Annotated in this window: 30 protein-coding genes and 1 pseudogene; 22 read left to right on the top strand and 9 right to left on the bottom strand. The window is 67.9% G+C overall.

Annotation, left to right across the window (positions count from 1 at the left end):
* The coding region (locus ACO1BU_RS16300; protein WP_424137025.1) for a hypothetical protein at positions 1–536 on the bottom strand (536 nt) is incomplete at its 3' end.
* Here ACO1BU_RS16300 and ACO1BU_RS16305 point away from each other — a divergent pair.
* The 7 genes and pseudogenes from ACO1BU_RS16305 to ACO1BU_RS16335 all read left to right on the top strand — a co-directional run bounded on the left by ACO1BU_RS16305 (position 535) and on the right by ACO1BU_RS16335 (position 7,276).
* Positions 535–663, top strand: a complete 129-nt coding sequence (locus tag ACO1BU_RS16305) for a hypothetical protein (protein ID WP_424137026.1) — start codon at positions 535–537, stop codon at positions 661–663. The two genes, ACO1BU_RS16300 and ACO1BU_RS16305, sit on opposite strands and share 2 nt — an antisense overlap.
* A 117-nt stretch (positions 664–780) precedes the next feature.
* Positions 781–3,044, top strand: a pseudogene (gene infB / locus ACO1BU_RS16310) (translation initiation factor IF-2).
* Positions 3,045–3,127: 83 nt separating this feature from the next.
* The gene (gene rbfA / locus ACO1BU_RS16315; RefSeq protein WP_424137027.1) at positions 3,128–3,577 is read left to right on the top strand and encodes a 30S ribosome-binding factor RbfA; all 450 of its coding nucleotides are present in this window, start codon (positions 3,128–3,130) and stop codon (positions 3,575–3,577) included.
* A gap of 23 nt (positions 3,578–3,600) precedes the next feature.
* Positions 3,601–3,969 carry an acyl-CoA thioesterase gene (locus ACO1BU_RS16320; protein ID WP_424137134.1) on the top strand — a complete coding sequence of 123 codons (369 nt, stop codon included), beginning with the start codon at positions 3,601–3,603 and terminating at the stop codon, positions 3,967–3,969.
* Positions 3,970–4,056: 87 nt separating this feature from the next.
* Positions 4,057–5,088 carry an apurinic/apyrimidinic endonuclease family protein gene (locus tag ACO1BU_RS16325; protein ID WP_424137028.1) on the top strand — a complete coding sequence of 344 codons (1,032 nt, stop codon included), beginning with the start codon at positions 4,057–4,059 and terminating at the stop codon, positions 5,086–5,088.
* Between the two features lie 106 nt (positions 5,089–5,194).
* The gene (locus ACO1BU_RS16330; RefSeq protein WP_424137029.1) at positions 5,195–6,118 is read left to right on the top strand and encodes an NADP-dependent oxidoreductase; all 924 of its coding nucleotides are present in this window, start codon (positions 5,195–5,197) and stop codon (positions 6,116–6,118) included.
* 93 nt (positions 6,119–6,211) lie between these two features.
* Positions 6,212–7,276 carry an SDR family oxidoreductase gene (locus ACO1BU_RS16335; protein WP_424137030.1) on the top strand — a complete coding sequence of 355 codons (1,065 nt, stop codon included), beginning with the start codon at positions 6,212–6,214 and terminating at the stop codon, positions 7,274–7,276.
* Between the two features lie 66 nt (positions 7,277–7,342).
* On the opposite strand, the gene ACO1BU_RS16340 is transcribed toward ACO1BU_RS16335, so the two are convergent.
* Genes ACO1BU_RS16340 through ACO1BU_RS16350 form a run of 3 tightly spaced genes read right to left on the bottom strand, consistent with a single transcriptional unit; the run spans position 7,343 to position 10,505 of the window.
* The gene (locus ACO1BU_RS16340; RefSeq protein WP_424137031.1) at positions 7,343–8,230 is read right to left on the bottom strand and encodes a polysaccharide deacetylase family protein; all 888 of its coding nucleotides are present in this window, start codon (positions 8,228–8,230) and stop codon (positions 7,343–7,345) included.
* Positions 8,227–9,276 (bottom strand): CobW family GTP-binding protein, encoded by a 1,050-nt coding sequence (locus ACO1BU_RS16345; protein WP_424137135.1) that lies wholly within the window; start codon positions 9,274–9,276, stop codon positions 8,227–8,229. Before ACO1BU_RS16345 ends, ACO1BU_RS16340 begins: the two co-directional genes overlap by 4 nt.
* Positions 9,273–10,505 (bottom strand): LVIVD repeat-containing protein, encoded by a 1,233-nt coding sequence (locus ACO1BU_RS16350; protein ID WP_424137032.1) that lies wholly within the window; start codon positions 10,503–10,505, stop codon positions 9,273–9,275. Before ACO1BU_RS16350 ends, ACO1BU_RS16345 begins: the two co-directional genes overlap by 4 nt.
* Before the next feature lie 168 nt (positions 10,506–10,673).
* Between ACO1BU_RS16350 and ACO1BU_RS16355 the strand changes: the two genes are divergently transcribed.
* The 3 genes from ACO1BU_RS16355 to ACO1BU_RS16365 all read left to right on the top strand — a co-directional run bounded on the left by ACO1BU_RS16355 (position 10,674) and on the right by ACO1BU_RS16365 (position 13,590).
* Positions 10,674–11,648 (top strand): Bug family tripartite tricarboxylate transporter substrate binding protein, encoded by a 975-nt coding sequence (locus tag ACO1BU_RS16355; protein WP_424137033.1) that lies wholly within the window; start codon positions 10,674–10,676, stop codon positions 11,646–11,648.
* A gap of 363 nt (positions 11,649–12,011) precedes the next feature.
* Positions 12,012–12,887 (top strand): DUF3405 domain-containing protein, encoded by an 876-nt coding sequence (locus ACO1BU_RS16360; RefSeq protein WP_424137034.1) that lies wholly within the window; start codon positions 12,012–12,014, stop codon positions 12,885–12,887.
* Between the two features lie 199 nt (positions 12,888–13,086).
* Positions 13,087–13,590: a pyridoxamine 5'-phosphate oxidase family protein gene (locus ACO1BU_RS16365; protein WP_424137035.1), complete on the top strand. Its 504-nt coding sequence runs from the start codon at positions 13,087–13,089 to the stop codon at positions 13,588–13,590.
* A gap of 51 nt (positions 13,591–13,641) precedes the next feature.
* Here the strand turns inward: ACO1BU_RS16365 and ACO1BU_RS16370 are convergent, their stop codons facing one another.
* From ACO1BU_RS16370 to ACO1BU_RS16380, 3 genes are read right to left on the bottom strand one after another with little or no spacing between them, the layout of a single operon-like run.
* Positions 13,642–14,532, bottom strand: a complete 891-nt coding sequence (locus ACO1BU_RS16370; protein WP_424137036.1) for a prephenate/arogenate dehydrogenase family protein — start codon at positions 14,530–14,532, stop codon at positions 13,642–13,644.
* The gene (hisC, locus tag ACO1BU_RS16375; RefSeq protein WP_424137037.1) at positions 14,525–15,607 is read right to left on the bottom strand and encodes a histidinol-phosphate transaminase; all 1,083 of its coding nucleotides are present in this window, start codon (positions 15,605–15,607) and stop codon (positions 14,525–14,527) included. The genes ACO1BU_RS16370 and hisC overlap by 8 nt, the downstream gene beginning before the upstream one ends.
* Before the next feature lie 37 nt (positions 15,608–15,644).
* Positions 15,645–16,493 carry a chorismate mutase gene (locus ACO1BU_RS16380; RefSeq protein ID WP_424137038.1) on the bottom strand — a complete coding sequence of 283 codons (849 nt, stop codon included), beginning with the start codon at positions 16,491–16,493 and terminating at the stop codon, positions 15,645–15,647.
* A gap of 196 nt (positions 16,494–16,689) precedes the next feature.
* On the opposite strand from ACO1BU_RS16380, the gene ACO1BU_RS16385 reads away from it, so the two are divergent.
* From ACO1BU_RS16385 to ACO1BU_RS16405, 5 genes are all read left to right on the top strand, one after another.
* Positions 16,690–17,520: an IS5 family transposase gene (locus tag ACO1BU_RS16385; protein ID WP_424137039.1), complete on the top strand. Its 831-nt coding sequence runs from the start codon at positions 16,690–16,692 to the stop codon at positions 17,518–17,520.
* A 275-nt stretch (positions 17,521–17,795) separates the two neighbouring features.
* Entirely contained in the window at positions 17,796–18,002 is a 207-nt protein-coding gene (locus ACO1BU_RS16390; protein WP_424137040.1) for a cold-shock protein, read from the top strand.
* Between the two features lie 213 nt (positions 18,003–18,215).
* The gene (gene metX / locus ACO1BU_RS16395; RefSeq protein ID WP_424137041.1) at positions 18,216–19,367 is read left to right on the top strand and encodes a homoserine O-acetyltransferase MetX; all 1,152 of its coding nucleotides are present in this window, start codon (positions 18,216–18,218) and stop codon (positions 19,365–19,367) included.
* Between the two features lie 47 nt (positions 19,368–19,414).
* Positions 19,415–20,074 (top strand): methionine biosynthesis protein MetW, encoded by a 660-nt coding sequence (metW, locus tag ACO1BU_RS16400; protein ID WP_424137136.1) that lies wholly within the window; start codon positions 19,415–19,417, stop codon positions 20,072–20,074.
* 16 nt (positions 20,075–20,090) lie between these two features.
* The gene (locus tag ACO1BU_RS16405) at positions 20,091–20,498 is read left to right on the top strand and encodes a hypothetical protein (protein ID WP_424137042.1); all 408 of its coding nucleotides are present in this window, start codon (positions 20,091–20,093) and stop codon (positions 20,496–20,498) included.
* 101 nt (positions 20,499–20,599) lie between these two features.
* Here the strand turns inward: ACO1BU_RS16405 and ACO1BU_RS16410 are convergent, their stop codons facing one another.
* Both ACO1BU_RS16410 and ACO1BU_RS16415 read right to left on the bottom strand, forming a co-directional pair.
* A complete protein-coding gene (locus ACO1BU_RS16410; protein ID WP_424137043.1) occupies positions 20,600–21,493 on the bottom strand; it encodes a sigma-70 family RNA polymerase sigma factor in 894 nt (297 codons plus the stop codon).
* Between the two features lie 2 nt (positions 21,494–21,495).
* Positions 21,496–21,960, bottom strand: coding sequence for a carboxymuconolactone decarboxylase family protein (locus tag ACO1BU_RS16415; protein WP_424137044.1), 465 nt, complete (start codon positions 21,958–21,960; stop codon positions 21,496–21,498).
* Here ACO1BU_RS16415 and ACO1BU_RS16420 point away from each other — a divergent pair.
* From ACO1BU_RS16420 to ACO1BU_RS16450, 7 genes are all read left to right on the top strand, one after another.
* On the top strand, positions 21,959–22,114 hold the full coding sequence (locus ACO1BU_RS16420; RefSeq protein ID WP_424137045.1) for a hypothetical protein: 156 nt from the start codon (positions 21,959–21,961) through the stop codon (positions 22,112–22,114). The genes ACO1BU_RS16415 and ACO1BU_RS16420 overlap by 2 nt on opposite strands.
* A 42-nt stretch (positions 22,115–22,156) precedes the next feature.
* Positions 22,157–22,675, top strand: coding sequence for a CHAP domain-containing protein (locus ACO1BU_RS16425; protein ID WP_424137046.1), 519 nt, complete (start codon positions 22,157–22,159; stop codon positions 22,673–22,675).
* Between the two features lie 190 nt (positions 22,676–22,865).
* Positions 22,866–23,126, top strand: coding sequence for a twin-arginine translocase TatA/TatE family subunit (locus tag ACO1BU_RS16430; RefSeq protein ID WP_424137047.1), 261 nt, complete (start codon positions 22,866–22,868; stop codon positions 23,124–23,126).
* A 77-nt stretch (positions 23,127–23,203) separates the two neighbouring features.
* Positions 23,204–23,851, top strand: a complete 648-nt coding sequence (locus ACO1BU_RS16435; protein ID WP_424137048.1) for a methylthioribulose 1-phosphate dehydratase — start codon at positions 23,204–23,206, stop codon at positions 23,849–23,851.
* A complete protein-coding gene (locus ACO1BU_RS16440; RefSeq protein ID WP_424137049.1) occupies positions 23,848–24,387 on the top strand; it encodes a 1,2-dihydroxy-3-keto-5-methylthiopentene dioxygenase in 540 nt (179 codons plus the stop codon). The genes ACO1BU_RS16435 and ACO1BU_RS16440 overlap by 4 nt, the downstream gene beginning before the upstream one ends.
* A complete protein-coding gene (gene mtnC, locus ACO1BU_RS16445) occupies positions 24,384–25,109 on the top strand; it encodes an acireductone synthase (protein WP_424137050.1) in 726 nt (241 codons plus the stop codon). Before ACO1BU_RS16440 ends, mtnC begins: the two co-directional genes overlap by 4 nt.
* Positions 25,110–25,266: 157 nt before the next feature.
* Positions 25,267–26,256, top strand: coding sequence for a magnesium transporter CorA family protein (locus tag ACO1BU_RS16450; protein ID WP_424137051.1), 990 nt, complete (start codon positions 25,267–25,269; stop codon positions 26,254–26,256).
* The last annotated feature ends 43 nt before the right edge of the window (positions 26,257–26,299 follow it).

Consider the following 26,299-nt stretch of genomic DNA (forward strand, 5'->3'; position numbering starts at 1 on the left):
CGGCCCCTGGCCGCCCGCTGACCCAGGGCGAGCAGGCCAACCGCCTGCGCGTGCTGGAGGAGATGCGTCGTCAGGAGGCGGAGCGTCAGCGCCAGGAGCGTGAGCAACAGGCGCTGATGGTGCGTTCCGCCGCCGAAGAGGCTGCGCGCCGGGCGGAAGAGGAGCGCCGTGCCGCCGAGGAGGCCGCTGAGCGCACCGCCGAGGCGCGCCGCCGCGAGGAGGCCGACGCCGCCCGCCGGGCGGAGGAGGAGCGCCGTGCCGCCGAGGCTGCCGCCTCCGCGCCGCGCGAGCAGCCCGCCCCGGCCCCAACTCCTGCGGCCCGCGAGGCGGCCCCTGTGCCACCGAGCCCGCCGACGCCGCCCCTGGCCGCACCGCGGCCGGGGCCGATCGGAAGCCGCAATGCATCGCCGGCCCAGCCGGCGGGTGAGGACGGCCCGCGCCCTGCGCCGGCCGCCCGCGCGCCCTATCAGGATCGTGCTGGTCAGGACCGCGGTGGCGATCGTGGCGGCTATTCCGGCCGCGACGACCGCAGCCATGCGCCGCGTGATGGCGGTGACCGGGGTGGCTATGGCCAGCGTTCCGGCGGCCCGGGTGGTGACCGGAGCGGCTATGCGCCGCGTCCGGCCGGTGGACCCGGCGCTGGCGGTGAGCGTGGCTATGTGATGCGCACGGGCACTCCGGGTGGCGATCGCGGCTACGCCCAGCGTCCGGCTGGCCCGGGTGGTGACCGTGGCGGCTATGCGCCGCGCAGCGGGGGCCCCGGTGGCGACCGCGGCGGCTATGCGCCGCGCCCGGCCGGTGGACCTGGTGGCGACCGTGGCTATACGGCGCGCCCGGCTGGTGGACCCGGCGGCTATGGTGCGCGCGCCGGTGGCCCCGGCGGCGGCGGCGGCGGTTATGGTGGCGGCGCCGGCGGTGGCCCGCTGGCGGCGCGCCGGCCCGGCCCCGTGCCGAGCAGCCTGCCGGCCGGTGGTGCCGGCAAGCTCTCCCTGCGCCCCCGTGCGCCCGGCGACGCGCCGGTGCCGGGGATGGAGGAGGAGGGGCGCCGCGCCCCGCCGCGTCGCCTGGGCAGCGCCCCATCGCCCGCGGCCCGCAAGACCGTTCCGGCTCCTGCCAAGAAGGGCATGAACCCGGCCGACCGGAAGCGCGAAGGCCGCATCGACGTGCAGGCGGCCATCGAGGGTGACGACGATCGCGGGCGTTCGCTGGCCTCGGTGCGGCGTGCGCGTGAGCGTGAGCGGCGCCAGGCCGAGCTCGCTCGCCTGCGCTCCGGCCAGGAGCGCGTGGTTCGCGACGTTATCATCCCCGACGTCATCACCGTGCAGGAGCTGGCCAACCGTATGGCGGCCCGGGCTGGCGAGGTGGTGAAGGCGCTGTTCCGCATGGGCGTGATGGCGACCATCACGCAGTCGATCGACGCCGATACGGCGGAGCTGGTGGCGACCGAGTTCGGTCACCGCGTGCGCCGCGTTTCGGAAGCCGATGTGGAGCAGGGCCTGGAGGGTGAGGCTGACACCGAGGAGGCGCTGGAGCCGCGCCCGCCGGTCGTCACCATCATGGGCCATGTCGACCACGGTAAGACGAGCCTTCTGGACGCCCTTCGCAAGACGGATGTGGCGGCGCGCGAGGCGGGTGGCATCACCCAGCATATCGGCGCCTACATGATCCAGATCCCGAGCGGCGACCGCGTGACCTTCATCGACACCCCGGGCCATGAGGCCTTCACGGCCATGCGTGCCCGCGGTGCCTCGGTGACGGACATGGTGGTGCTGGTCGTGGCGGCGGATGACGGTGTGATGCCGCAGACGGTCGAGGCGATTAAGCACGCCCAGGCGGCTAACGTTCCGATGATCGTCGCGATCAACAAGATCGATAAGCCCGGTGTGAACCCTGACCGCGTGCGGCAGGAACTGCTGCAGCACGAGGTCGTGGTGGAAAGCCTGGGTGGCGACACGCAGGAAATCCAGGTCTCCGCGCTCAAGGGCACCGGCCTCGACAAGCTGCTGGAGGCCATCATCCTCCAGTCCGAGGTGCTGGACCTGAAGGCCAACCCGAACCGGGCGGCCGAGGGTACGGTGATCGAGAGCAAGCTCGACAAGGGCCGCGGGCCGGTTGCGACCGTCCTCGTCCAGAAGGGCACGCTCAACCAGGGCGATATCGTGGTGGCCGGCGCCGAATGGGGCCGGGTGCGCGCGATCATCGACGACATGGGCATCCCGCTCACGGGTGCCGAGCCGTCCGAGCCGGTCGAGATCCTCGGTCTCTCGGGCGTTCCCTCCGCGGGCGAGACCTTCGTCGCGGTCGAGGACGAGACCCGGGCGCGCGAGATCACCGAGTTCCGTCAGCGCAAGCTGCGCGAGAAGCAGGCCGCTGCGGCGGGTGCGGCGCGCGGTACGCTGAACGACATGCTGGCCCGCATCCAGGCGGGTGAGCAGAAGGAGGTGGCCGTCGTCGTCAAGGCGGACGTGCAGGGCTCGGCGGAGGCGCTCGGCGTCACCCTCGGCAAGCTCTCGCGCGAAGAGGTCAGGGTGCGCGTGCTGCACTCGGCGGTCGGCCAGATCACCGAGAGCGACATCCAGCTTGCCAAGGCTTCCAACGCCGTGGTCATCGCCTTCAACGTCCGGGCCACCACCCAGGCGCGGGAGATGGCGAACCGGGACGGGGTCGAGATCCGCTACTACTCGATCATCTACGAGGTGGCCGACGACATCGAGAAGCTGGTCAAGGGCAAGCTCGCCCCGATCCAGCGCGAGAAGTTCCTGGGCTACGCGCAGATCCTGCAGGTCTTCGAGGTCAAGCGCCTCGGCAACATTGCCGGCTGCCGCGTGACCGAGGGCGTCGTGAAGCGCGGTGCGGGTGTCCGCCTGCTGCGCGATGGTGTCGTGATCCACCAGGGCACGCTGTCCACGCTGCGTCGCTTCAAGGATGACGTGAAGGAAGTGGCGAACGGCTACGAGTGCGGCATGTCCTTCCATAACTACAACGACATCCGCGTCGGCGATCAGATCGAGTGCTACGAGACGGAGACGGTGGCGGCGGACTGATCCGCCACCCCTCTTCTTCGGGAATACGATCCCGCCGCGCCCGGTGAGAGCCGGGCGCGGCGGATGCTTTTGGAGGTGACCACATGGCCAAGCAGGCCCACAGGGAGAAGACGCCGACGGGCGCCCCGTCCCAGCGCATGCTCCGCGTGGCGGAGGAGGTGCGGCACGCGCTTTCCGCCGTCCTCACGCGCGGGGACGTGCATGATCCGGAGCTGGCGGATGCGCGGGTGACGGTGACGGAGGTGCGGGCTTCCCCGGATCTCAAGCATATGACGGTTTTCGTCTCCCGCCTGGGGAAGACGGCGGACAAGGCGCTGCTGGACCTGCTGCGGCGGAACCAGCCGGAGCTGCGGCGGGAAGTGGCACGGGCCGTGCGTCTGAAGTTCGCCCCGGAACTGCATTTCCAGGCGGACACGGCGCTCGATCATGCCATGCATATCGACGCGCTGATGCGCCGGCCGGAGGTGGCGCGGGATCTGGGGCCCCGTGAGGAGCGGGACGAGGATCAAGAGCAGGACGGCGACCGGACGTGACTGAACAGCTTTTGCCGCCTGAGATGGCACCGGTGATCCGCACGATTGCCATGCCGGCCGATACCAACCCGGCTGGGGACATCTTCGGTGGCTGGCTGATGGGCCAGATGGATCTGGCAGCGGGGAATGCGGCGGCGCGTCGGGCTCGTGGGCGCTGCGCGACGGTGGCGGTGGAGGCGATGACCTTCCACCGGCCAGTCCATGTGGGGGATGAGGTTAGCCTCTACGCCCGCATCCTGGCGGTGGGGCGGACCTCGCTGCGCATCCAGGTAGAGGCCTGGAGGCGGGAGCGGCATTCGGACCTGCGGGAGCGGGTGACGGAAGCGGCCTTCACCTTCGTGGCGCTGGACGAGAAGGGACGGCCGCGGCCGGTGCCGGCGGAGGGAAGCTAAAAGACCGGGGAGGGCTGCTCTCCGCTTTTTGGCAATTTGAGGAGAGCCGGGAGGATACGTCCTTCCGGTTTTTTCGTTTGCGAGGGAATGGATACGCCGCGCATCGCCTGGGTCTGCCAATGGCTGGACCCGTCACTCTCTGCGAAGGAGCAGAGCGCGCTGAACTTGCGCGACACCACGGTCACGGCGCTGCAGAGGATGGAGCGCAAGGCGGCGGTCGAGAAGCTGATCGGGCTGGTGCGCACCAATGGTGAAACGCTGCTCGGGCAGGTGGCCCGGACGGCACGGCTGCCGCAGGGGCAGCGCGCCATGCGGATGGCAAGCAGCGTGCTGCCTTCCTACAGCCATCCGGCGATCCGGCCGCTCTATGACGACCCGGTGCTGCGGCGGGTGGTGGAGACCAGCCTGAAGCCGGTAGGCGAGGTCGCGAAGCAGGGCGGGGTTCGGCTTTCCATGCATCCCGGGCAGTACACGGTGCTGGCGACGGAGCGGGACAGCACGCAAGCGGCCGCGGTGGGGGATATTGAGTACCACACGGATGTCATGCGCTTCCTGGGCCATGCCGGCGGGTGGCACCCGCATGGCGCCCATATCAATGTGCATGCGGGCGGACGCGCCGCAGGGATCGAGGCCTTCCGGGCAGGGCTGCGGCTGCTGTCGGATGATGCGCGCGGGCTGCTGACGGTGGAGAACGAGGAGACGGCCTATGGGCTGGATGACCTCCTGCCCCTGGCGGATGACCTGGCCATCGTTCTGGACCTGCATCACCACTGGGTGGTGACGGGGGAGTATCTGGAGCCGGACGACCCACGGATCGAGCGGATCAAGGCCTCCTGGCGCGGGGTGCGGCCCGTGATCCATATCAGCGCGCCGAAGCCGGACCTGGTGGCGGGGCAGGACCCGGATGTGCTGCCGGACCGGGCGGCGCTGATCGCGGCGGGGATTTCGGCGCGGGACCTGCGGGCGCATTCGGCGCGGCTGTGGAACCGGCCCCATGCGGCATGGGCGGCACGGCACCTGGCCTGGGCGGATATCGAGGTGGAGGCCAAGGAGAAGAACCTGGCCAGCGCCGAGTTCGCCCAGGTCTGCTTTCCCGTCGCTGTGCCAGCGGCAGGGTAGCGCGCCAGGCGGATTGACCGGGGCTGCATCGCCCCCTCAACCAGGGCTTGCCCGCGCCGTTTCACGGCGCGGGCATCGGACCTTTTCCTTGCGTAAGGAGCTTTCCATGAAGGCCATGACCTTCGACCGCTATGGCGAGCCCGAGATCCTTCAGCAGGCCGAGTTGCCGATGCCGAAGGTCGGGCCAGGCGAGATCCTGATCCGGGTTCGCAGCGCGGCGGTGAATCCCGTGGACTGGAAGATCATGGCCGGCGGGCTGGACGGGATCATGCAGACCTTCTTCCCGGTCACACCGGGCTGGGACGTGGCCGGGGTGGTTGAGGCGGTGGGTTTCGACGCACCCGAATTCCGGCCGGGCGAGGAGGTGATGGCCTATGCCCGCAAGAGCGTCGTCCACGACGGAACCTTCGCGGAGTTCATCTCCGTCTCAACCCAGGCGACGGCACGCAAGGCGGCGAGCCTGGACTGGGACCAATCGGCGGGGCTGCCGCTTGCGGGGCTGACGGCCTATCAGCTGCTGAAGCGCCTTGGCCTGAAGGCGGGGGAAGTGGTGCTGATCCATGCCGCAGCGGGCGGGGTGGGGATCCTGGGCGCGCAGATCGCGAAGGCGATGGGAGCACGGGTGATCGGCACGGCCTCGGAGAAGAACCACGACTTCCTCCGGGGCTTCGGCATCGAGCCGGTGGCCTATGGGGAGGGGCTGGTAGAGCGCGTGCGCCAGCTTGTGCCGAATGGCATCGATGTCGCGGCGGATTTCGTGGGCGGGGTGCGCGACGTCACGCTCGCGGTGCTGGCGCCCTCCGGGCGCCATGGCTCGATCGTGGACTCCTCGGTGGCGGAGCATGGCGGGCTCTATGCCTGGGTGCGGCCGAATGGGGAGGACCTGCAGGTGCTCGCGGATTTCGCGGATGCGGGAAAGCTGACCGTTCCCGTCGCGCAGGTGTTTCCATTGGAGCGGGCCGCTGAGGCGCTGCGGCTCAGCATGTCCGGGCATGTGCGCGGCAAGATTATCGTGCGGGTGAGCGGCTGACGCGTTCCTCCGGCCTTTGCTCATAGGTCAGCGTAGGGCGGGGCGCGATCGCGTATCGGCCGCGCCTGCTCCCCAGGATTCAGGAGAAAGATGATGGCATCACAGCGCACTGTGCTGGTTGCGGGTGCTCAGGGCGTCATCGGGCGCGCTGCGGCCAGGCATCTGGCGGCCCAGGCGGATACCAGGGTCTATGGCCTTTCGCGCCGCACCGGCCTCGGGCTGCCGGGAGTGGAGGAGGTTTCCGTCGATCTGCTGCGGCCGGAGGATGTGGGCGCCAAGCTCGGCCGGATCCGTGACGTCACGCATGTCGTGTTCGGCGCCTATATCGAGAAGCCAACGGCGGCGGAGAAGAGCGAGGTCAACCTGGCGCTGCTGCGCAACCTGCTGGATGTGGTGGAGGAAGCCTCGCCGGGGCTGCGGCATGTCACGCTGTATCAGGGCGGCAAGGCCTATGGCGCGGATCTCGGGCCTTTCAAGACGCCGGCGCGCGAGGATGACCCGCGGCTGATGCCGCCGAATTTCTACTACGACCAGGAGGACTTTCTGCGGGAGCGCAGCGCGGGCAAGGCCTGGAGCTTCACGGCGCTGCGGCCGGAGGCGGTCTGCGGCTTCGCCGTGGGCAACCCGATGAACCTGACGATGGTGATCGCCGTCTATGCTGCGATCTCGAAGCAGCTGGGGCTGCCACTGCGCTTTCCGGGGACCGAGGCCGCCTATCGGGCGCTGTACCAAGTGACCTCGGCCGATATCCTGGCCGAGGCGGCGGATTGGGCCGGGCGGACGGAGGCGGCGCGCGGCGAGATCTACAACATCACCAATGGCGACTATTTCCGTTGGCAGCATATGTGGCCACGGATCGCACGCGCCTTCCGCATGGAGGTGGCCGATCCGGTACCGACGCCGCTGGTGACCTATATGGCGGATAAGGGCCCGCTCTGGGCGAAGATGACGGAGAAGTACGGGCTTCAGCCGATTCCGTATGACAAGCTCGTCTCGTGGGGCTTCGGTGACTTCATCCTCAACAGCGGTTTCGACAACATCAGCAGCACGATCAAGGCTCGCCGTGCGGGCTTCCATGCCTGCATCGACACGGAGGACATGTTCACCCAGTTCTTCGATCAGCTGCGCCGCGAGAAGGTCATCCCGCCCCTGACCTGACGCGGGGTCCGGGACCCCTGGCGGGGCCCCGGCGGAGATCCAGGAGGCAGAGCCTCCTGGGCCGGTCTAGGCGGCCTTCGCCGACCGATACCAGTTCAGGATCTCTTCCCCGTTCATGAACACCACGCCTTCCTTCCCGCCGGCATAGTCATAGACCTCCTCCAGGTACCGGATGCGGTGGGGCTGGCCGGAAATGTAGGGGTGGATGGCAATGGCCATGATCTTGGCCCGCTCCTCGCCCTCCATATGCAGGCGGTCCAGGCTGTCCTTGCAGCGCGTGGCCCAGTAAGGACTCTCGTGGTGCTGCACGATCATGGTGGGGATGTCGTTCAGCTCCACCGTGTAGGGCAAGGTTACGAGGGGACCGTTGGCGGTGCTGATCTCGCAAGGCTCATCGTCCCACACGAAGTCGCCGATGTACTGGACGCCGGCCTCGGCGAGCAGCTCGGGGGTTTCATAGGTTTCAGTGAGGCCCGGGCCAAGCCAGCCGACGGGGCGCTTGCCCGTGAAGGCTTCCAGCCGGTCCATGGAGCGGTGGATCATGCCGCGCTGATCCGTCTCCTTGTGGATCGGGCCCTGCTGCCAGGAATGGCCCATGAACTCCCAGCCGGAATCGCGGCAGGCGGCGGCGACGCGTTCATAGTCGTCGCAGACGCGGGCGTTGATGGAGAGGGTGGGGCGGATGCCCAGGCGCTCATAAAGCTTGTGGAAGCGCCAGAAGCCGACGCGCATCCCGTATTCGTGCCAGGACCAGTTGGGTACGTCGGGCAGCAGGACCTGGCCGGTGGGGGCGGGAAGAACCTGGCGGGCCATGGGGCTGGCAATGTCCCAGACCTCGAGATTCACGATGGTCCAGACCACGACCCGCGCGTTGTTCGGCAGCTTGAGCGGTGGGCGGTCGACGATGGCGGAGTAAGGGGCGCGGTCTCGGGGCTGGGTGGGCGGCTGCGTCATGGCGTATTCTCCGGAGGGGGAGCCAGGTGGTGGGCGGCGCGCAGGAGTGCCTCCACGGCTTCGCGGGGCAGGTTGCGTGTGATGAAAACGAGGCGCGAGGTGCTGTCGCCCTTGGGCCAGGCTTCGAGCTCCACGGGGCGATGGAGGATGTGGCGGACGGCGTGGATGGCGACGGGGCCGGTGCAGCCTTCCAGCGCGACGAGGCCCTTGGCGCGCAGGATGGATTCGCCGCACAGGCGCAGCAGCAGGTCGAGCGTGGCTTCCAGGGCGGGCCAGGACCAGGGCTGACCGAAGGTGATGGTGAAGGTGGCGAGACCGGCCGTGTGACGAGGGGGTGCATCAGCGGTCAGAAGGCTGGGAAGGGGAAGGTCGGATTCCTCCAGCCACTCCGGCCGTGGGATAGCGCCCGGTGCCGTGGCTTCGATGGGTGCGTGGGGGTTCAGGGCGCGCAGGGCGGGGGCGAGGCGTTCCGCGGCGCCAGCCGGGGCGAGATCGGCTTTGGTGAGCAGGATGCGGTCGGCGATCGCGACCTGCCGACGGGCCTCGGGGGATTCGGCCAGGGCTGCCTCGCCGGTGGCGAGGTCGAGCAAGGTAAGGATGGACTGCAGGTGGTATTCGCGGCCGAGGGCGCGGTCGCTCAGCAGGGTCTGCAGGAAGGGCGCGGGATCGTCGAGGCCGCTGGTTTCCAGGATGACGCGCGCGAAGCCGGGGATCGCGCCGCGCATGCGATCCGTGAAGAGAGTTCGAAGCGTCGTTTCCAGATCGCTGCGGATGCGGCAGCAGAGGCATCCATTGCCGAGCAGGACGGTGTCGTTGCCGGTGCCGACGATCAGCGCGTCGTCGATGCCGACCTCGCCGAATTCATTAACTACCACAACGGAATCGCGGCCCGCCTCGGTCGTCAGCAGAGCGCGGATGAGCGTGGTCTTGCCGGCGCCGAGGAAGCCGGTGACGAGGATGACGGGAATGCGCGAGCCGCGTGCCCGGCGCTGGCGCCGGCCGAAAAGGCCGGGCGCCGCGCCAAAGGCGGAGAGGACCGTGTTCAGAAATCCATCTCCAGGATGTAGAGGCCGCCGACATGGCGGTCGACGGTGTAGACGATCCCACGCTCGTCCACGAAGACGTCATTGATCTGGATGGATTTGGTGGGCGAGCCGCGCGGGGCCGCCGGGACGAAATGCGCGATTTCCTTGGGCTGGTACGGATCGGCGATATCGAAGGCGCGCAGTCCGCCATTGAAGAAGGTGCCGATGATCACCTGCTCGGAGTGCCAGGAGGTCGGAAGCGGCACGTTTTCGTGCAGGTTGTGCGCGCCGAAGCGGCCGCCCCGGTGGCGGAAGGAATCCACGGGCGGCATGGGGCAGGTGGAGATGGGGATGGGCTTCGTCTCGTCCCGCGCATCCATGATCCAGACGAGCTTGGGCCAATCCGCCGCATCGTCGAGAACGGATTCGTCGGTGACGACCAGCAGGTCGCGGTTGAAGAGCGGCAGGACGGTGTGCGTGAAGCCGAAATAGGGCGGTGAGTTGTCCCAGGCGGCGACGACCTTGGGGCGTGACTTGTCGGCAATGTCGAGGATGAACATGCCGGCGTCCAGGTAGCCGAGATAGGCGCGGTCCGGACGCTGCGGATAGACATTCGTATTGTGCACGCGGAAGCCGGTATCCGCGAGGCCCTCATGGCGCTTCACCGGTGGTTCCGCATCGCCTTCCCGCGTGCCGGGAAGCCACCAGCGGCCGACCTCCTCCGGCTTGGTCGGGTTCTTGATGTCGATGATGCGGTAGAACTGGTCGTCATTCTGATTGCGCGGCTGGAAGTCGGGCGCGCCGGCGCTGAGATGCACCGTTTCGCCATCCACGAACCAGAGCTGATGCACGCCGCGGGAATACGGGCCGGAGCAGTCGAAGAAGGCGACGGAGCGCGGTTCCTCAGGCTTGGAGATGTCAAAGATTTCGAAGCCTGCGGGCTGCAGGCCGGGCTTTGAGACCTGGTAGGCGACCGTCATCATGTCGCCCACCACCTCCAGCGAGTTGGAGCGCATATGCGGCTGGGGCAGGGTGGTCTGCACGACCATGCGCGGGTTGCGCGGGTCGGTAACGTCGATGCCCGTGAAGTTCTTCGGCGCGCTTTCATGCGCGCACCAGAGGATACGGCGGCCATCCTTCGCCATCTGGATGGACAGGCCTTCTCCCATGCCGCCGAAACCGTCCAGCTCGTGATGTGAGAGCTGGCGGAAGTTCCAGATGGACAGTGGCGTGGAGTCGGTGGGCGTCATCGGCGGCGGCATCCCTGGGGCCGCGCAGGCTGCCGCGCTGGCCCGCGCGGCGGCAAGTCACGGCGGTGTGCGTGCGGGTGGCACGTCGATTGCTACATATCGAAGGTTTTTTCTCCCGGCAATTCCGGGCGGCCGCTAGGATGGCGGTCGTTGCGTGGAGTCCAGGTCATGATCCGCCGCCAATTTCTCGCCGGTCTCGGCAGCCTGCCCTTCGTTCTGTCCTCACGCGGCAGCTTCGCGCAGGGTGGCGCCTGGCCGGAGCGTCCGGTGCGGGTGATCGTACCCTATGGCTCAGCGGGTTCGACCGATGCGGTGGCGCGCTTCCTGTGTGACCGGCTGGGGGCCGCGCTGGGGCAAGGCTTCGTGGTGGAGAACCGGCCGGGCGCGACCGGGACAATCGGCACGGATGCCGTGGCGAAGAGTGTGCCGGATGGCTACACGCTGGGCGTCATCACGACCAATCAGGCGGCGAACGAGACGCTGCAGCCGCGCCGGCCCTATCAGCTGATGCGTGATCTGGCGCCGGTGGCGGCGATCAATGTGTACCGGCATGTCGTCGCGGTGAATCCGAAGCTGCCGGTGAAGGATCTGCCGGGGCTGATCGCCCATGCGAAGGCGCATCCGGGAAAGCTGAATTATGCATCCTCGGGGCCCGGCTCGATTTGGCATGTGGCGACGGCGGCACTCTGCGCGCGGGCGGGGATCGAGATGGAGCATATTCCCTACCGCAACTACAACGAGGCGCGGACGGCCCTTGTTGCCGGGCAGGTGGATGTGATGATGGATGCGATCTTCACCATGCTGCCGCTGGTGGGTGACGGGCAGGTGCGGGGGCTGGCGACAACGGGGCCGGACCGGTCCGAGCTGCTGCCCGAGGTACCCGCGGTGGCGGAGATGCTGCCGGGCTATGAGGCTTCGCTCTGGAACGGGCTGGCAGCGCCGGCTGGGACGCCAGGGCCGGTGATCGCCAGGTTGAACGCGGCGGTGAACGAGATCCTGGCTCAGCCGGATGTCGTGGAGATGCAAAAGAGGCAGGGCTCCGAGCCGATGCGGATGAGCCCGGCGGAGTTCGGAGCTTTTCTGGAGCGCCAGGTCGTGCAGCAGCGCGAGTGGATCGCGGCCGCGAAAGTGGTGCTGGACTGAGGGGGCGGGGAAAGCACCGCCTGCCCCATACTCCTTTCCGCCGAGAAGCCGGCTGGGTTCCCGGCGGAAGGGACCGTGTAGGCAGTCGCATGTGGACGGCTATCTACACAGGACTTGTTTCCCGAAAGCATCAGGCTGCTTCAGATACCTAGGCGGAAAAACCGCATTGATGCCGCATAATATCGTTGTCATCGATATTTGATTGGCCGGAAGCGAAGTAATTGCGTCGCTTGAGAAAGGGCTGGATGGCAGGCCGGTCCCTGCTCTTATCCGGCCTGCTCCGCTGCTGCTGGCGGCGGCTGCCCCTGGCAATCGGACGGGGAAGTTCAAGCGATGGCACGTACTCGGACCGCCGTGTTGTTCATGACGCATGTATTTAACAGTTCAATGTTGCGGACATTTCGCCATTTGGTGAATACATGCCCACCCGATTTCGAGCCCGTTGTCCTGATCAATGGCGAGCCCCCTGTGGCGGTGGGACCGCTGCTTGAAGGTATCCGCTATGCCTATGTGAGCACGGCCGAGGCCAGGAACCGGGACTATGGGGCGAAGGCCTTTGATGGTGCGAACTGGCATATCGCGCGCGACGGTCATACTGACCTGCTACTGCTGCGCTTTGCCCAGATGCACCCCGAGTTCGACCAATTCTGGTCAATGGAATACGACGTCCGCTTCTCCGGGGCGTGGCGCACGCTATTCGACGCCTTCCGGAATAGCCCGGCGGAGTTCCTGGCAACGACGGTGCGAACAGCCGCCGACGAGCCGGACTGGTTCTATTGGTCGACGCTTCGTGCGCCGGTTCCGTTACGTGACATCGAGCGCCTGCGCTGCTTCATGCCGATCTTCCGTGCCTCGCGAGCGGCGGTGGAGGTTATGGATCAAGCATATCGTGCGGGTTGGTCGGGTCATCTGGAAGCCACTTGGCCGACGGTGCTCAACCACGCAGGGCTTATGATCGAGGATATTGGTGGTAATGGCGCCTTCGTCACGCCGGAGAACAGGAACCGCTTCTACAGCAATTCCCCTACCTGGAATCTCGCCCCTGGCAGCTTCGTCTTCAAACCGGCGCGGTTCCTCGCCGGGTACAGGCGGAATTACCTGTGGCATCCGGTCAAACCGCCAAAGCAGACCAGCCGGGAATATCTTGGCCGCATGAAGGATACGATGCAGGCGCGGGTCAAATCGCTCCGGGCCCGTGGCAGGGCTATTCAGGGGCGGTTACAGCAAATCTCAAAGTAAGAATTGGGCGTCCTCCCACCGCTCGGATTGCATTTTGCCCGGGTTTCTGAGGCCGGGCGATCCTCAGGGCCTGTTTTCCCGAAGGCAGATCGCCGGTTCCAGAGCGCCGGTGGACGGGGCGGGGAGGCAAAGCCTGCCGGGCAACCGACTCGGGCGGCATCCGTTTCTTCGCCTGATCCCCACAGCGAAGGAGTGCCCGATGGCGCAGGCGATGACCGAGCACCAGCAGCGCGAGAAGGTGCGCGAGCTGATCAAGGATGTGAATACGGCCATTCTGGTCACTCATGACGGCGCGGAGATGCGCGGGCGTCCGATGGTGGCCGCCGCGATGGATGCCGACGGCAAGACGATGTGGTTCTTCTCCAAGAACGCGACGGAGAAGACGGACGAGATCTCGCGGAACGCCAATGTCCTGCTCGTCTACTCCGAGCCGTCAAGCCAGACCTATGTCTCTGTCACCGGCTCCGCGCGGGTCGTCCGGGACGTGGCGAAGCAGAAGGAGCTCTGGCAAACCACGATGAAGACGTGGTTCCCGGACGGGCCGGAGGATCCGAGCATTGCGCTGATCGCCGTGGAGATGGCCGGCGCGGAGTATTGGGACGCCCCTTCCTCCACCCTACTGCATGCCTATGGCACGGTGAAGGCGGCGGTGACGGGCAAGTCACCCCAGGGCGGCGAGAACGAGCGGGTGACCTTCAACTAAGGCGGTCACCGCTCTCGGTTGTGTCGGCAGGCTTGGTCGGGGAATACCCGGTCAGGCCTGCTTCATTTCGATGAGGGACCGGCGGATCTTGCGGCCGCGGCGGATACGGTCCTCGATGAAGCCGGCCTCGCCCCAGCGGATGGCGCGGCCGAAAGCCTGGGCGTCCTCCGTCAGGCGGGCGAGCATTTCCAGCACCGCCTCGCGGTTGTTCAGGAAGATGTCGCGCCACATGTCCACATCGCTGGCGGCGATGCGGGTGAAGTCGCGGAAGCCGGAGGCGGCGAAGCGGAGCACGGCCTCCCGTGTCTCCTGGGCCAGGTCGTCCGCCGTGCCGCAAATGGTGAAGGCGATCAGGTGCGGCAGGTGGGAGACGACGGCCACGACCTTGTCATGGGTCGCGGCGTCCATGGTCTCGATCATCGAGCCCGCGCGTTCCCAGAGGGCACGGATCTTCGCGACTGCTTCCGGGTCGCTGCCCGGGGGCGGGGTGATGATGCACCAGCGGCCCTTGAACAGCTCCGCGAAGCCGGCATCGGGGCCGGAGTGCTCGGTGCCGGCCATGGGATGGGCGGGGACGAGGTGGACACCCTCGGGCAGCAGGGGCGTGAGGTCCCGCAGCACGCTGCCCTTGGTGGAGCCGACATCGCTGAGGATGCAGCCGGGGGCGAGATGCGGGGCGATCTGCGCCATCACGCCGGCATAGGCGCCGACGGGGACGCAGAGGATCACGGCGTCGCAGCCCTCGACGGCCCTGGCCGCGTCGGGTTCGACAATATCGGCGATGCCGAGTTCGCGCACCCGGTCCAGCGTAGCCGCGTGGCGGGCATTGGCCACGAGGGTGCGGGCGATGTCGCCGCGCTCCCGGGCCACGCGCAGGATCGAGGAGCCGACGAGGCCCGGGCCGATGATGCAGAGGCGGTTGAAGAGCGGTGCCTCAGCCATGTCGGAACTCTGCCAGGGCGTCGAGGACCATCTGGCATTCCTCGGCCGTGCCGATGGTGATGCGCAGGCAGGTGGGCAGGCCATAGGCGACCACGCCGCGCACGATCAGGCCGCGGGAGCGGAGATGCGCGTCGGCGGCCTTGGAGGCCTCGGCGCTGCCGAAATCGACGAGCAGGAAGTTGGTGTGGCTCGGATAGACCTTGAGGCCGAGCTTGGTCAGCCCCTCCGTCATCTTCCGCACCCACTCCGTGTTGTGGGCGACGCTCTTCTGGACCCAGTTGGGTTCGGACAGGGCGGCGATGCCGGCGGCCTGGGCGGTGAGGGAGACGTTGAAGGGGCTGCGGACGCGGTTCAGCACGTCCACGATGGCCGGCGGGGCATAGAGCCAGCCGAGGCGCATGCCGCCCAGGCCCCAGACCTTGGAGAAGGTGCGGGTCATCACCGTGTTGGTGCCGGCATCCACCAGGGCTTGGCCGGGGTCATAGTCCTTGTCCTCGACATATTCGGCATAGGCGCTGTCGAGGATGAGGAGGATGTCCTCGCGCAGGCCGGCGCGGAGGCGGTTCACCTCGCTCTGCGGCAGCAGGGCGCCGGTGGGATTGTTGGGGTTGGCCAGGATCACGAGGCGCGTGCGCGGGCCGCAGGCGGCGATGATGCCGTCGATATCGGCCTGGAGGTTCCTCTCCGGCACCTTGATGATGTTGCAGCCGGCCCAGCGGCCGGTGATCTCGTACATCAGGAAGCCATGGGCGGACATGACCAGCTCCGTCCCCTCGCCGCCATAGGCGAGGATCAGGAGGGCCAGCAGCTCATCGGAGCCGTTGCCGACGACGAGGCGCTCGGGGTCCAGGCCGTGATGCTTGCCGATGGCCTCACGCAGGGCGGTGGCGCCGCCGTCGGGGTAGCGGTTCGCCTCTTTCGCTGCCTCGGCGATGGCGGCCACGGCGGCGGGGGGCGGGCCGAAGGGACCCTCGTTGGAGGAGAGCTTCACGATCCGGTTCACGCCCGGAACCTTCGATTCGCCGCCCACATAGGGCTCGACCGAGAGGATGGAGGGGCGGGGCATCACGGGCATGGCGGTCGTCCTTCGGGGGATGGACCCCGGTAGCGGGTCAGGCGGGTTCGGAAGAGGCTTCGTCGGGCTCGGGCTCGGCATAGCCGCCAATGGGGGCGGGACGGAGCGAGGCCAGGGCAGCGAGGCGGGGATCGGCGGGGGCAACCAGCCCTTCCACCTCCGCCAGGGCGCGCAGCCCGTCGGCGGCGAGGATGAGGCGGAGCGGCTTCAGCCCGGCGGCGGTCAGGGTCGCGACCAGGGCGTCGCGCGATGTGTTCGGCGCGCGCTCCAACCGGATCAGGCCGCGGTCGCGCGGGGTGGCGTCGGTGCCGAAGGGGGCCAGGACCAGGGCGCTGGGCAGAAGCTGGCCAGGCTGCATGAGGAAGGGCAGGGCGGCCACGACCTGCAGGCGGGGGGAATCGAGACTGATCCACCAGGCGGCCTCGGGCGGCTCCCCATCCGCGGGCGAGGGAAGGATGGCGACCGGGGCTTCCCCGGCCGAAAGGGCGGCCAGGGCTCGGGAAGGGGTGGCATGGGTGCGGAGCGGCGTGTCCAGCCCGAAATGGCCGCGCGACAGCGTTTCGCAGCCCGCTACGGTGGCGACCGTGAAGGCGGATTGCAGGCGGAGGGAGGAGCCGATCACCTCCCGCCACAGGCGAACGACGGTGGCGCGCGTCATCGGGCCACGATGGCGGGCGAGGAGGCGGCGCAGGATCATCGCCTCCCGCCCCGGGCGGAAGCTGGCGCCGCCGGCCTTCATGCCCTGGGCCGTGAGCTGGGCGGATAGGGCGGAGCGCCGCATCAGCAGGTCGTGCAAGGCGTCGTCGATCGCATCGAACTCGGCACGCGCGGCGGCGAGGGCGGTGGGCTGAATGACGGCGGTGTCGGTAAGGGCGGGATCGGACATGGAACCAGGCCAGGGGGGTCTGGCGGGTCTAGCGCCCCCACGGCGGAGCGCCAAGGCGGGGCGGAGCCTGATCGCCGGCGGCGCGGGCCTTGGGGCTGGCGAGCCGGGAGCGCCCGCACGGCCCGTGCTGTCAGTGCCTGTTTGAGAATGCGGTTCTGGGCTGGGTTGGTCGGGCCTGGATGGCCACATAGGTGGAATGTGGACCAAGGAGCACCGTGCGCGGCAACTCGCCTTTGAGCAACGCCGCCGCTACCCGACTGACCTGACGGACGCCGAGTGGGAGCGGATCAAGCCGCTGCTGCCCAAGCCCGCCCGGCGCGGCAGGCGGCCGAAGGTAGACCTGCGCGAGATCCTGAACGCGATCCGCTACATGGCCCGCTCGGGCGGCGGCTGGCGCATGCTGCCCATCCACTTCGGGCCGTGGGAAACCGTATACTGGTGGTTCCGGCGCCTTGTGCGCCGCCTGCTGTTCCGGACCGTCCACGACGTCATGCTGATGCTGGATCGCGAGCAACAGGGGCGTGAGGCCAGCCCGAGCGCGGGCGTGCTGGACAGCCAGACCGCCAAGGCGCCGCACGCGCCCGGTGGCGGCGGGTATGACGCAGCCAAGCGGACCAAGGGGCGCAAGCGCCACGTGGCCGTAGACACCGACGGACGCCTGCTCATGGTCAACCTGACCACCGCCGACGTGCAGGATGCGGCTGGGGCGGAGGAGATCGTCCGTGGCGTCCGCAAGCGTTGGCCGTGGCTGAAGCACCTGTTCGCCGACGGTGCCTACGACCGGGGCAGGCTGGCGAGCCTGGCCGCCTACAAGGACTTCACCCTGGAGGTCGTGCGCAAGCTGCCGGACCAGACGGGCTTCCAGGTGCTGCCGCGGCGCTGGGTGGTGGAACGCTCGTTCGGCTGGATGACACGATGGCGCAGGCTGGTGCGCGACTACGAGGTGCGCCTGGACGTGTCCGACGCCATGATCCACCTCAGCATGGGCGCGCTCCTGCTCCGGCGCGTCGCTCACCCCAACCCCTAGCCATTCTCAAACGGGCACTCAGTTCAGCCGCGTTACGGTCTGATGTCGCTTTCCGGGGTGGAGAACATCTGAAACATCCATCACAAATAAATGGGGTCGCAAAAAAGACGTGCATTCGGATGTCAATGCGCGCATAAAGACGTCGTCAGGTTCGTTGGTTCGGTTTGCTTCCGCTGTCCATGTCATGTGGGCGCCGGGTTTGGTTCCGTCTCAAGAGAAAATGATTCGCGGGGCAATGTCGCCCAGCGGTCTTCCGTTTTGATCGGAATCTCATCATGGCTACAGGTACTGTTAAGTGGTTCAACGCGACCAAGGGTTATGGCTTCATCCAGCCGGATGACGGCTCCAAGGATGTGTTCCTGCACATCTCCGACGTGCAGCGCTCTGGTCTCCAGGAGCCGCGCGAGGGTGACAAGCTCGAATACGACGTGCTTCAGGGCCAGCAGGGCAAGGCCTCTGCCGGCAACCTGCGCCAGGCCTGAGGGCCCGGGCGGCGGTTTCCGCCGCTTAAGGATTGCTGTTCCGGCGTAAGCGCCGGAACGGGCTTTGGGCCCCGGTCGGAGAAATCCGGCCGGGGTCTTTTGCATTCGGCTGCTGCCATCGGAATGACTGGACGGTGTGCGGCTTTAGCGAGTTGGGGGAAGCAAGCAGCCGCGCCTTGCCGCCCCGGCACGGGGCTCCTAATCCTCCCGCCCATGAACGCGATCATTTCCTTGCCGGATGTCGATCATCAGCGGGTCGTCTTTCCGGACGGGCTGATGCTGGACTGTGGGGTGAGGATCGCGCCGCTGACGGTGGCGTACCGGACCTATGGGACACTGGACACGGCCCGGAGCAATGCCGTGCTGGTCTGCCACGCACTGACTGGCGACCAGTATGTGGCCGAGACGCAGCCGGTGACGGGCAAGCCGGGCTGGTGGGAGAAGGTCGTCGGGCCGGGCCTGCCGATCGATACGGACCGCTTCTTTGTCATCTGCGCGAATGTGCTGGGGGGCTGCATGGGCAGCACCGGGCCGCGTGAGGAGATGACGGATGCAGAGGGGCGCGGGCTGGGGCGGCCCTGGGGGATCGATTTTCCCTCCGTGACCATCCGCGACATGGTGCGGGCGCAGAAGCGGCTGGTGGAGCATTTCGGGATCGAGCGGCTGCTGGCCGTGGTCGGCGGCTCGATGGGCGGGATGCAGGCGCTGCAATGGGCGGCGACCTATCCGGAGAGCGTTTTCGCCTGCGCGCCGATCGCCACGGCGGCCCATCACTCCGCGCAGAATATCGCGTTCCATGAGGTGGGGCGCGCAGCGGTCCATGCGGACCCGGATTTCTGTGGCGGCGCCTATTGGCGGGAGGGGCGGATCCCAGCGCAGGGCCTCTCCGTGGCGCGGATGGTGGCGCACATCACCTATCTCTCGGAGAGCGCGCTGACGCGGAAATTCGGGCGTCGGCTGCAGGGGGCGAAGGCGCTGACCTTCCTGGAGGATGTCTTCGCGGTGGAGAGCTATCTGCGCCACCAGGGCAGCACCTTCATCCGGCGTTTCGACGCGAATTCCTACCTGACCATCACGCGCGCCATGGATTACTTCGACCTGGCGGCGGATTGCGGCGGGGATCTCTCGGCGGCGTTCAAGGGCACGAAGACGCGGTTCTTCGTGGCGTCCTTCTCCTCGGACTGGCTGTTTCCGACGGCGGAGAGCCGGGCGATCACACGGGCGCTGAACAAGGCAGCCGCGCGGGTAGCCTTCATCGAGCTCGAATCCGACAAGGGGCATGACGCCTTCCTGCTGGACGAGCCGGAGTTCCATGCGGCGCTGGGCGGGTTCCTGAGCGGGGCCGCCGAGGCGGTGGGGGTTTAGGGATGGGAATGCGACCGAAAGAGCCCATCCGCTATGTCGCGAAGAACATGCGGGTGGATCTGCGGCTGATCGCGGAGATGATCCCGCAAGGTTCGAAGGTGCTGGACATCGGCTGCGGCGACGGCGCGCTGATCGAGTACCTGACGCGCGAGAAGGGCGCGGACGCGCGCGGCATCGAGATCGACATGGCGGAGGCAACGCGCGCCGTCGCGGCGGGGCTGGCCGTGATCCATGGCGACGCGGATGCGGACCTGGCGCATTACCCGGACGGCGCCTTCGACTATGTCGTGCTGTCCCGCACCTTGCAGGCGGTGGAGAAGCCGCGGGAGGTGCTGCGGCAGATGCTGCGCATCGGCACCCATGCGATCGTCTCCTTCCCGAATTTCGGGCACTGGCAGATGCGCTGGCGCCTGGTTTCGACGGGGCGGATGCCGGACACGGAAATCTGGAACCGGCCCTGGTACGAGACGCCGAACATCCATCCCTGCACGATGCTCGACTTCGTGGAGTTGTGCGAACAGGATGGCTATGCGGTGGAGGAGTGGCTGGCAGCAGACGAGCATGGGCTGCGGGCACCGTGGCGGCGCAGCTTGCGGCTGGCGAATCTGTTCGGCGAACAGGCGCTGTTCCTGCTGAGCCGAAAGCCGGCACATGGCCGGAATCCAGCATCCCATATGGGCGATCAGCCTTTAAAATCAGTGGGGTAAGACCCATATGGGATGCATGCGCCAGACCCCCGCGGGGCTCCGCGCCGATGCGTCCCCGCCTCTCTCTCCAAACCTTCGCCGCCGTGTCGCCCGCCTGTCACGGGCAGTGCAGGACAGGCGCGCGCTCGAGCTGCTCTATGGCGGCGCGTGGCGTGTCGTGCATCCGCATGCGATCGGGCGGATGGGCACCGGCCGCGTCGGGCTGCTGACCTGGCAGACCGCCGGGCTGGCGCGCGGGCCGGATGATCCGGGGGAGGGCTGGCGAATGTTCGATGTCGCCCGGATCGGGGGATTTCGGACACTGCAGGCGCATTTCGCGCCACGGCCGCGCGGCGGGCGGGCCTGGACGCCCGGGATTGACGCGCCGATGGCCGAGGTGCCGTCTCGGGCCGAGGCGTTGGCGGAGCTGGCGGTTCCGGCCTGAGCCACATTCCCCGGCATTGCGCGCCTGTGATGGCAGGCCGTCCAAACTTGAAGAAAAGATGAAGGAGCCAGGGAGAATTCCTTCTTCCCGGCTTTTTTGTTTCAGCTGCCCGGAAGATGCGCGCGGATCATGGCCAGCTTCTCCGGGTTGCGGACGATGTAGATGGCCGTGATCCGGCCGTCCTGAACCTCCAGGGCGGTGGTCTGTGGCAATCCATCGGGTTCCAGGGTGACATAGCCGGGCAGGGTGTTGATCCGGCCGAGATGCAGCAGCGGGGCGGGGGCAGCGCGCTTGCGGGCGAGCCCGGCGAAGAAACGGCCCACCTTTTCGGCGCCAAGAATGGGGTTGAGGGCGGCCGGGCGGATGCCGCCGCCATCCGTGTGCAGCACCACGTCGCGTGCCAGCAGGTCGCGGAGCGCGGCCTCATCGCCGTTGCGGGAGGCGGCGAGGAAGGCGCGGGCGATCCGCCGGGCTTCTTCCTCGGCCACGGGGCGGCGTGGGGCGGCCTCGTTCAGGTGCTGGCGGGCACGGGCGGCGAGCTGCCTGCAGGCGGGTTCACTGCGGCCAAGCAGGGTGGCGATCTCCGCGAAGGGGGTTTCGAACAGGTCGTGTAAGATGAAGACCGCGCGCTCGGCCGGGGAGAGGCGCTGAAGGGTGAGCAGGAAGGCGACGGAGAGATCCTGGGCGCGCTCATGGGCGGCCTGTTGTGGCGGGGCCACGTCATCCAGCACGGGTTCGGGGAGCCAAGGGCCAACATAGTGTTCCCGCCGGTGCCGGGCGGATTTGAGGTGGTCCAGGCTGAGGCGGGCGGTGGTCTTCAGGAGCCAGGCGCGGGGGATCTCGATCTGGCTGCGATCGGCGGCGTTCCAGCGGAGGAAGGCGTCCTGGACGATATCCTCAGCGGTCGCGAAGGAGCCGGTCATGCGATAGGCGAGCCCGATCAGCTCCGCCCGCAATGCGGTGAAGTGCTCGGCCGGATCGGGCTCGCCCGGCATGGTCAGGCGGCCGCAGCGGCAGCCGGGGCCTGGCCGGGGACGCTGCGGAAGCCGATGGCCAGGCGGTTCCAGGCATTGATCGTAGTGATCAACAAGGTGAGCTGCACGATTTCTTCCTCAGTGAAGTGCGGCTTCAGGGCTTCGTAATCGTCATCCGGGGCGTGGGTCTGGGAGACGAGGGTGAGGGCTTCGGTCCAGGCCAGGGCGGCACGCTCGCGCGGGGTGTAGTGCGGGGCCTCGCGCCAGGCATCCAGCAGGAAGAGGCGGGCCGGGGTCTCGCCGGCCTTGAGGGCATCGCGCGTGTGCATCTCGATGCAGAAGGCGCAGCCATTGATCTGGGAAGCGCGGGTCTTCACCAACGCGATCAAGCTGTGCTCCAGGCCGCTGGTGGCGATGGCGCGCTCCAGGGCGGTCATGGCCTGCATCAGCTTGGGCGCTACGGCGAAGTAGTTCAGGCGGGGCGTCATGGCGACCATCCTTGCATGGGGTTGTCAGCCACAGGACGAGGCGGAGGCGCCGGATGTGACGCTGGGTGTGACATGGGGCGTGAATTTTTTCGGACGGAACCTGTCCGGTGCGGGGTCGCGGCGTGGCGCTGACAGGGGCGGGGGCGCGCGCTAGCCTGGGGTGGGCCTCGGGGGAGGCTTGAGGGGGATTTCGAGCGTGTCCGGGTTCATCCTGCGGCTGGCGCTGCTGGCGCTGGTGGGTGGGGCCTTGTCGGCCTGTGGTTCGACGCGTGGGCCGATCGCGGCTGGCTATGGTTACGAGGCCAGCAATGGCTACCAATCCTGCGTGCCTTATGCGCGCGCACGGTCGGGGATCGATCTGCGTGGGGATGGCTGGCAGTGGTGGGACGCGGCGCTGGGCCGGTATGATCGCGACCAGAGGCCGCGGCCGGGATCGGTGCTGGTGCTCCAGCGGACCTCCCGACTGCGGGACGGGCATGTGGCGGTGGTGGCCCGGGTGCTTGGGCCGCGCGAGATCCGCGTGGATCATGCGAACTGGGCCTCGGGCGGGCTGAAGGGCCGGGTGGCGCGGGACCAAGCGGTGATCGATGTGTCCGAGCGCAATGACTGGTCGGCGGTGCGGGTATGGTACCCGCCGGCGGGGGTGGTCGGGAGCACGGTCTTCCCGGCCTATGGGTTCATTCACCCGACCCGGCGCTGGGCGGCGGTGGAATGATCCGGGAATGGGTGACGGAACCGTCATCCGCCCATTGCGTCCGGGCCCGGCATGGCCCATGTCCTCTATGAGATTTCCACGGGGATGGCGTGGGCCGGTTTACCCCCGGAAGGCGCCGCCCTAGTCTCCACCAGGGAAGGTGGCGAAGGCTGCAAGCCCGCCAAACCGCGCAAGGATTACGGGGCGTCACATGGGTTCGTTCAGCATTTGGCACTGGCTCGTCGTGCTGCTGGTCGTGCTGCTGCTCTTCGGCAGCGGCAAGATCAGCGGGCTGATGGGCGACCTCGCCACGGGCATCAAGTCCTTCAAGAAGAACATCAAGGAGGATGAGCCCGACGCCTCCATGGCGGAAACCACCACCACGCCGGCCGGCAACCTGCCCCCGCCGGGCGTCCAGGCTTCGGCCGATCCGAACCGCACCGTGGTGCGTCAGCCGCCCGGGCCGGTCTGACCCCAGCCCTTATGGCCTGATGGCGCGCCGGTCCCCCAAGGGCCGGCGCGCTTCGTTTGCGGACAGGTTACGGATTTATGGCTGATCGCATTCCCGAGGCGCCCATCCCCGATTACGCGGTGCGGGCGATCGTCGAGGCCGGGCGCCGGATGGCGGAGCGGAACTGGGTGCCGGCGACGGCGGGCAATATCTCCGTCCGGCTGCCGGGCGGGCGCGTGGCGATCACCCGCTCTGGATTCCACAAGGCGCATCTGGACGGAAGTGCCGTGATGGCGGTCGATCTGGAAGGGCGGCCGGAGAATCCGGCCCTGCGGCCTTCCGCCGAGACGGGGCTGCATTGCGGGGCCTATCGCGCCTTTCCCGAGGTGGGGGCGGTGGTGCACGGACATTCCATCGCCAACACCGTGCTGTCCCGCCGGGCCGGGGATTCGATCCGGCTGGAGGGCTATGAGCTGCTGAAGGCCTTTCCCGGCCTGGCCACGCATGAGGCGGTGGTCGAACTGCCGGTGCTGGACAACGACCAGGACATCGCCCGTCTGCAACGGGCCGTGGAGGCGCGCTGGGCGGGCATGGCGGCCCCGATCCTTCCTGGGTATTTGATCCGCGGCCATGGCGTCTATGTATGGGGGCCCGACATGGACGCCGCGCTGGCGCGCCTGGAAGGGCTCGAATTCATGCTGGCCTGCGAGATGGCCACGCTTTCCATGGGAGGTTCTGTGCCATGAGCCGCCTCGTCGTTCATGATGCCAACACCAAGGCCGTTCTCCTGGACACGCAGGAGGCGGAGGAGATCGCCAAGACCCTGGCCGGGATTGGCGTGCGCTTCGAGCGCTGGGAGGTGGCCGACCTGCCCGAGGGTGCCGATGCCGAGACGGTGCTGGCCGCTTACAAGCCGCGGCTGGACGCCTTCATGGGCGAGACCGGGGCGGGCACGGCCGATGTGATCCGGCTGACCGCCGACCACCCCCAGGCCGATGCGTTGCGGACGAAGTTCCTGGCCGAGCACCGCCACACGGAGGACGAGGTCCGTTTCTTCCACGAGGGATCGGGCAATTTCATCCTGCATGTGGATGGCAAGGTCTATGACGCCCATTGCGTACGGGGCGATCTGATCTCGGTGCCCGCGAACACGCAGCACTGGTTCGATGCGGGCGTGAAGCCGAATGTGACGGCGCTGCGCATCTTCACGGATACCACGGGCTGGACCCCGCATTACACGGGCACCGACATGTCGGAGCGCTTCCCGGCCAGAGTGGCGTGACTCCGCCCGCGCCTGCCATCCGCGCGGTCGTCTGCGACATCGAGGGTACGACCAGCGCGATCGCCTTCGTGAAGGAGACATTGTTCCCCTTCGCGGAGGGTGCGCTGGACGGGTTCCTGCGCGAGCACGGCACCGGGCCCGAGGTGGCGGCGATCCTGGATGAGGTGCGTGCGCTGGCTCCGCAGGAGGAGCCAGCCGACGCCCTGCGCCGCTGGATGGCGCGGGACGAGAAAGTGACGCCGCTGAAGGCGCTTCAGGGAATGATCTGGCGGCAGGGCTTTGAATCCGGGGCGCTGCACGGGCATCTCTGGCCGGATGTGGCCCCCTGCCTGCGGGCCTGGGCGGCGGCAGGGGTGAAGCTGCGGATCTACTCCTCTGGTTCCGTGGAGGCGCAGAAGCTGCTTTTCGGGCACTCCGAGGCGGGAGACCTGACGCCAATCCTGTCGGGCTTCGACGATACCCGCACCGGGCCGAAGCGTGAGGCGGATTCCTATCGCGCCATTGCAGCCTCGGCAGGGTTCGAGCCGAGGGAGATGCTGTTCCTCTCCGATGTGGCGGAGGAACTGGATGCGGCGGCCGCGGCGGGCATGCAGGTTTGCCAGCTCGTGCGCGCGGCCGATGGCACAGTGGCGAGCGGGCGGCACCCGGCTTGTGCCACCTTCCCCGAAGTGGCGGCGCGCTTCGGCCTGCCCGCGCCTGATAAGCCCCCGAGTACCACCTGAGACAGGGTCTGCCGCCCTGTCATCCCGCCGCGCTGGCGAGGTGCCGCGCGCGGGGCTAGAGCGTGATCGCCAGGGGCTCCCGAATCGGCCCGGGCCTGGATCGTGCGTTCAACAGAGATGAACTGGCCCCTTGCCCGGCGGCCGGGAGACTTCGCCGATGATGACCACCTACGCCCTTCGTGACGGCGCTTGCGCCGTGCATGGCGGCCTGGATACGGCCGAATCCATCGCGGCCGCGACCTGGATCGACCTGCTGAACCCGACGCCCGAGGAGGAGCGCGCGGTGCAGCAGGCGCTGCATGTCGAGGTGCCAACGCGCGAGGAGATGCAGGAGATCGAGAGCTCCTCCCGGCTCTATAAGGAAGGGGAGGTGCTGTTCCTCACGGCCGCCTTTCTGTACGGCGCCGAGGAGGGAGAATTCGGGTCCACGCCGATCACCTTCGTGCTGGCGCCGACCGCGTTGATCACGGTGCGCTATGCGACGCCCAAGGCCTTTTCCGTGTTCGCCGTGCGGGCGCAGCGCCAGGCGGCGCCGATCCTGCGCACGCCGGATGGCGTGATGCTGCATCTGTTTGAGCAGATCGTGGACCGGCTGGCCGATATCCTGGAGCGGACGGCGAGCGAGATGGACCGGGCGAGCCAGACCACTTTCCGCAACGCGCGCAACCTGCATGTGAAGGCGAACAAGCGCGACGTGGACCTGCGCCAGGCGCTGCTGACACTGGGCCAGGTGGGCGATGTGACGACGCGCGCGAGCGACACGCTGCTGGGGCTGACGCGCATCCTGACCTTCGTGGGCGCGGAGAAGGCGAATGCCGTGCGCAAGGAGAACCAGGCGATGATCAAGACGCTGGTTCGGGACGTGCGTTCGCTTGTTGAGTATGCGAACACCATGAACAACAAGGCGCAGTTCCTGCTGGATGCCGTGCTGGGCATTATCAGCATGGACCAGAACGGGATCATCAAGACCTTCACGGTCGCGTCCGTCGCGCTGATGCCGCCGACATTGGTGGCGAGCATCTACGGCATGAATTTCCAGCACATGCCGGAGCTGGGCTGGGAGCTGGGCTATCCCTGGGCGCTGCTGCTGATGGTGGCGAGCGCGCTGCTGCCGATCTGGTATTTCAAGCGCAAGGGCTGGCTGTAGGAACGGGCCCCCCCGGGCCGGCCCTGGCGCGGCAGGGGTGATG

It is taken from the genome of Roseomonas chloroacetimidivorans (assembly GCF_049629625.1).
In the GTDB taxonomy this organism is placed as follows: Bacteria; Pseudomonadota; Alphaproteobacteria; order Acetobacterales; family Acetobacteraceae; genus Roseomonas; species Roseomonas chloroacetimidivorans.

What these genes read in the sequence shown, in the direction of transcription:
- metW (WP_424137136.1), top strand. Translation starts at nt 19,415, where the DNA reads ATGCGGGTGGATCTGCGGCTGATCGCGGAGATGATCCCGCAAGGTTCG.
- ACO1BU_RS16410 (WP_424137043.1), bottom strand. Translation starts at nt 21,493, where the DNA reads ATGCCGGGCGAGCCCGATCCGGCCGAGCACTTCACCGCATTGCGGGCG.
- ACO1BU_RS16335 (WP_424137030.1), top strand. Translation starts at nt 6,212, where the DNA reads ATGGCATCACAGCGCACTGTGCTGGTTGCGGGTGCTCAGGGCGTCATC.
- ACO1BU_RS16365 (WP_424137035.1), top strand. Translation starts at nt 13,087, where the DNA reads ATGGCGCAGGCGATGACCGAGCACCAGCAGCGCGAGAAGGTGCGCGAG.
- ACO1BU_RS16325 (WP_424137028.1), top strand. Translation starts at nt 4,057, where the DNA reads ATGGATACGCCGCGCATCGCCTGGGTCTGCCAATGGCTGGACCCGTCA.
- ACO1BU_RS16330 (WP_424137029.1), top strand. Translation starts at nt 5,195, where the DNA reads ATGAAGGCCATGACCTTCGACCGCTATGGCGAGCCCGAGATCCTTCAG.
- ACO1BU_RS16360 (WP_424137034.1), top strand. Translation starts at nt 12,012, where the DNA reads ATGACGCATGTATTTAACAGTTCAATGTTGCGGACATTTCGCCATTTG.
- ACO1BU_RS16320 (WP_424137134.1), top strand. Translation starts at nt 3,601, where the DNA reads ATGGCACCGGTGATCCGCACGATTGCCATGCCGGCCGATACCAACCCG.
- ACO1BU_RS16305 (WP_424137026.1), top strand. Translation starts at nt 535, where the DNA reads ATGCGCCGCGTGATGGCGGTGACCGGGGTGGCTATGGCCAGCGTTCCG.
- ACO1BU_RS16380 (WP_424137038.1), bottom strand. Translation starts at nt 16,493, where the DNA reads ATGTCCGATCCCGCCCTTACCGACACCGCCGTCATTCAGCCCACCGCC.
- metX (WP_424137041.1), top strand. Translation starts at nt 18,216, where the DNA reads ATGAACGCGATCATTTCCTTGCCGGATGTCGATCATCAGCGGGTCGTC.
- ACO1BU_RS16390 (WP_424137040.1), top strand. Translation starts at nt 17,796, where the DNA reads ATGGCTACAGGTACTGTTAAGTGGTTCAACGCGACCAAGGGTTATGGC.
- ACO1BU_RS16415 (WP_424137044.1), bottom strand. Translation starts at nt 21,960, where the DNA reads ATGACGCCCCGCCTGAACTACTTCGCCGTAGCGCCCAAGCTGATGCAG.
- hisC (WP_424137037.1), bottom strand. Translation starts at nt 15,607, where the DNA reads ATGCCCGTGATGCCCCGCCCCTCCATCCTCTCGGTCGAGCCCTATGTG.
- ACO1BU_RS16370 (WP_424137036.1), bottom strand. Translation starts at nt 14,532, where the DNA reads ATGGCTGAGGCACCGCTCTTCAACCGCCTCTGCATCATCGGCCCGGGC.
- rbfA (WP_424137027.1), top strand. Translation starts at nt 3,128, where the DNA reads ATGGCCAAGCAGGCCCACAGGGAGAAGACGCCGACGGGCGCCCCGTCC.
- ACO1BU_RS16350 (WP_424137032.1), bottom strand. Translation starts at nt 10,505, where the DNA reads ATGACGCCCACCGACTCCACGCCACTGTCCATCTGGAACTTCCGCCAG.
- ACO1BU_RS16385 (WP_424137039.1), top strand. Translation starts at nt 16,690, where the DNA reads ATGTGGACCAAGGAGCACCGTGCGCGGCAACTCGCCTTTGAGCAACGC.
- ACO1BU_RS16420 (WP_424137045.1), top strand. Translation starts at nt 21,959, where the DNA reads ATGGCGACCATCCTTGCATGGGGTTGTCAGCCACAGGACGAGGCGGAG.
- ACO1BU_RS16430 (WP_424137047.1), top strand. Translation starts at nt 22,866, where the DNA reads ATGGGTTCGTTCAGCATTTGGCACTGGCTCGTCGTGCTGCTGGTCGTG.
- ACO1BU_RS16355 (WP_424137033.1), top strand. Translation starts at nt 10,674, where the DNA reads ATGATCCGCCGCCAATTTCTCGCCGGTCTCGGCAGCCTGCCCTTCGTT.
- ACO1BU_RS16440 (WP_424137049.1), top strand. Translation starts at nt 23,848, where the DNA reads ATGAGCCGCCTCGTCGTTCATGATGCCAACACCAAGGCCGTTCTCCTG.
- ACO1BU_RS16450 (WP_424137051.1), top strand. Translation starts at nt 25,267, where the DNA reads ATGATGACCACCTACGCCCTTCGTGACGGCGCTTGCGCCGTGCATGGC.
- ACO1BU_RS16435 (WP_424137048.1), top strand. Translation starts at nt 23,204, where the DNA reads ATGGCTGATCGCATTCCCGAGGCGCCCATCCCCGATTACGCGGTGCGG.
- ACO1BU_RS16340 (WP_424137031.1), bottom strand. Translation starts at nt 8,230, where the DNA reads ATGACGCAGCCGCCCACCCAGCCCCGAGACCGCGCCCCTTACTCCGCC.
- ACO1BU_RS16405 (WP_424137042.1), top strand. Translation starts at nt 20,091, where the DNA reads ATGCGCCAGACCCCCGCGGGGCTCCGCGCCGATGCGTCCCCGCCTCTC.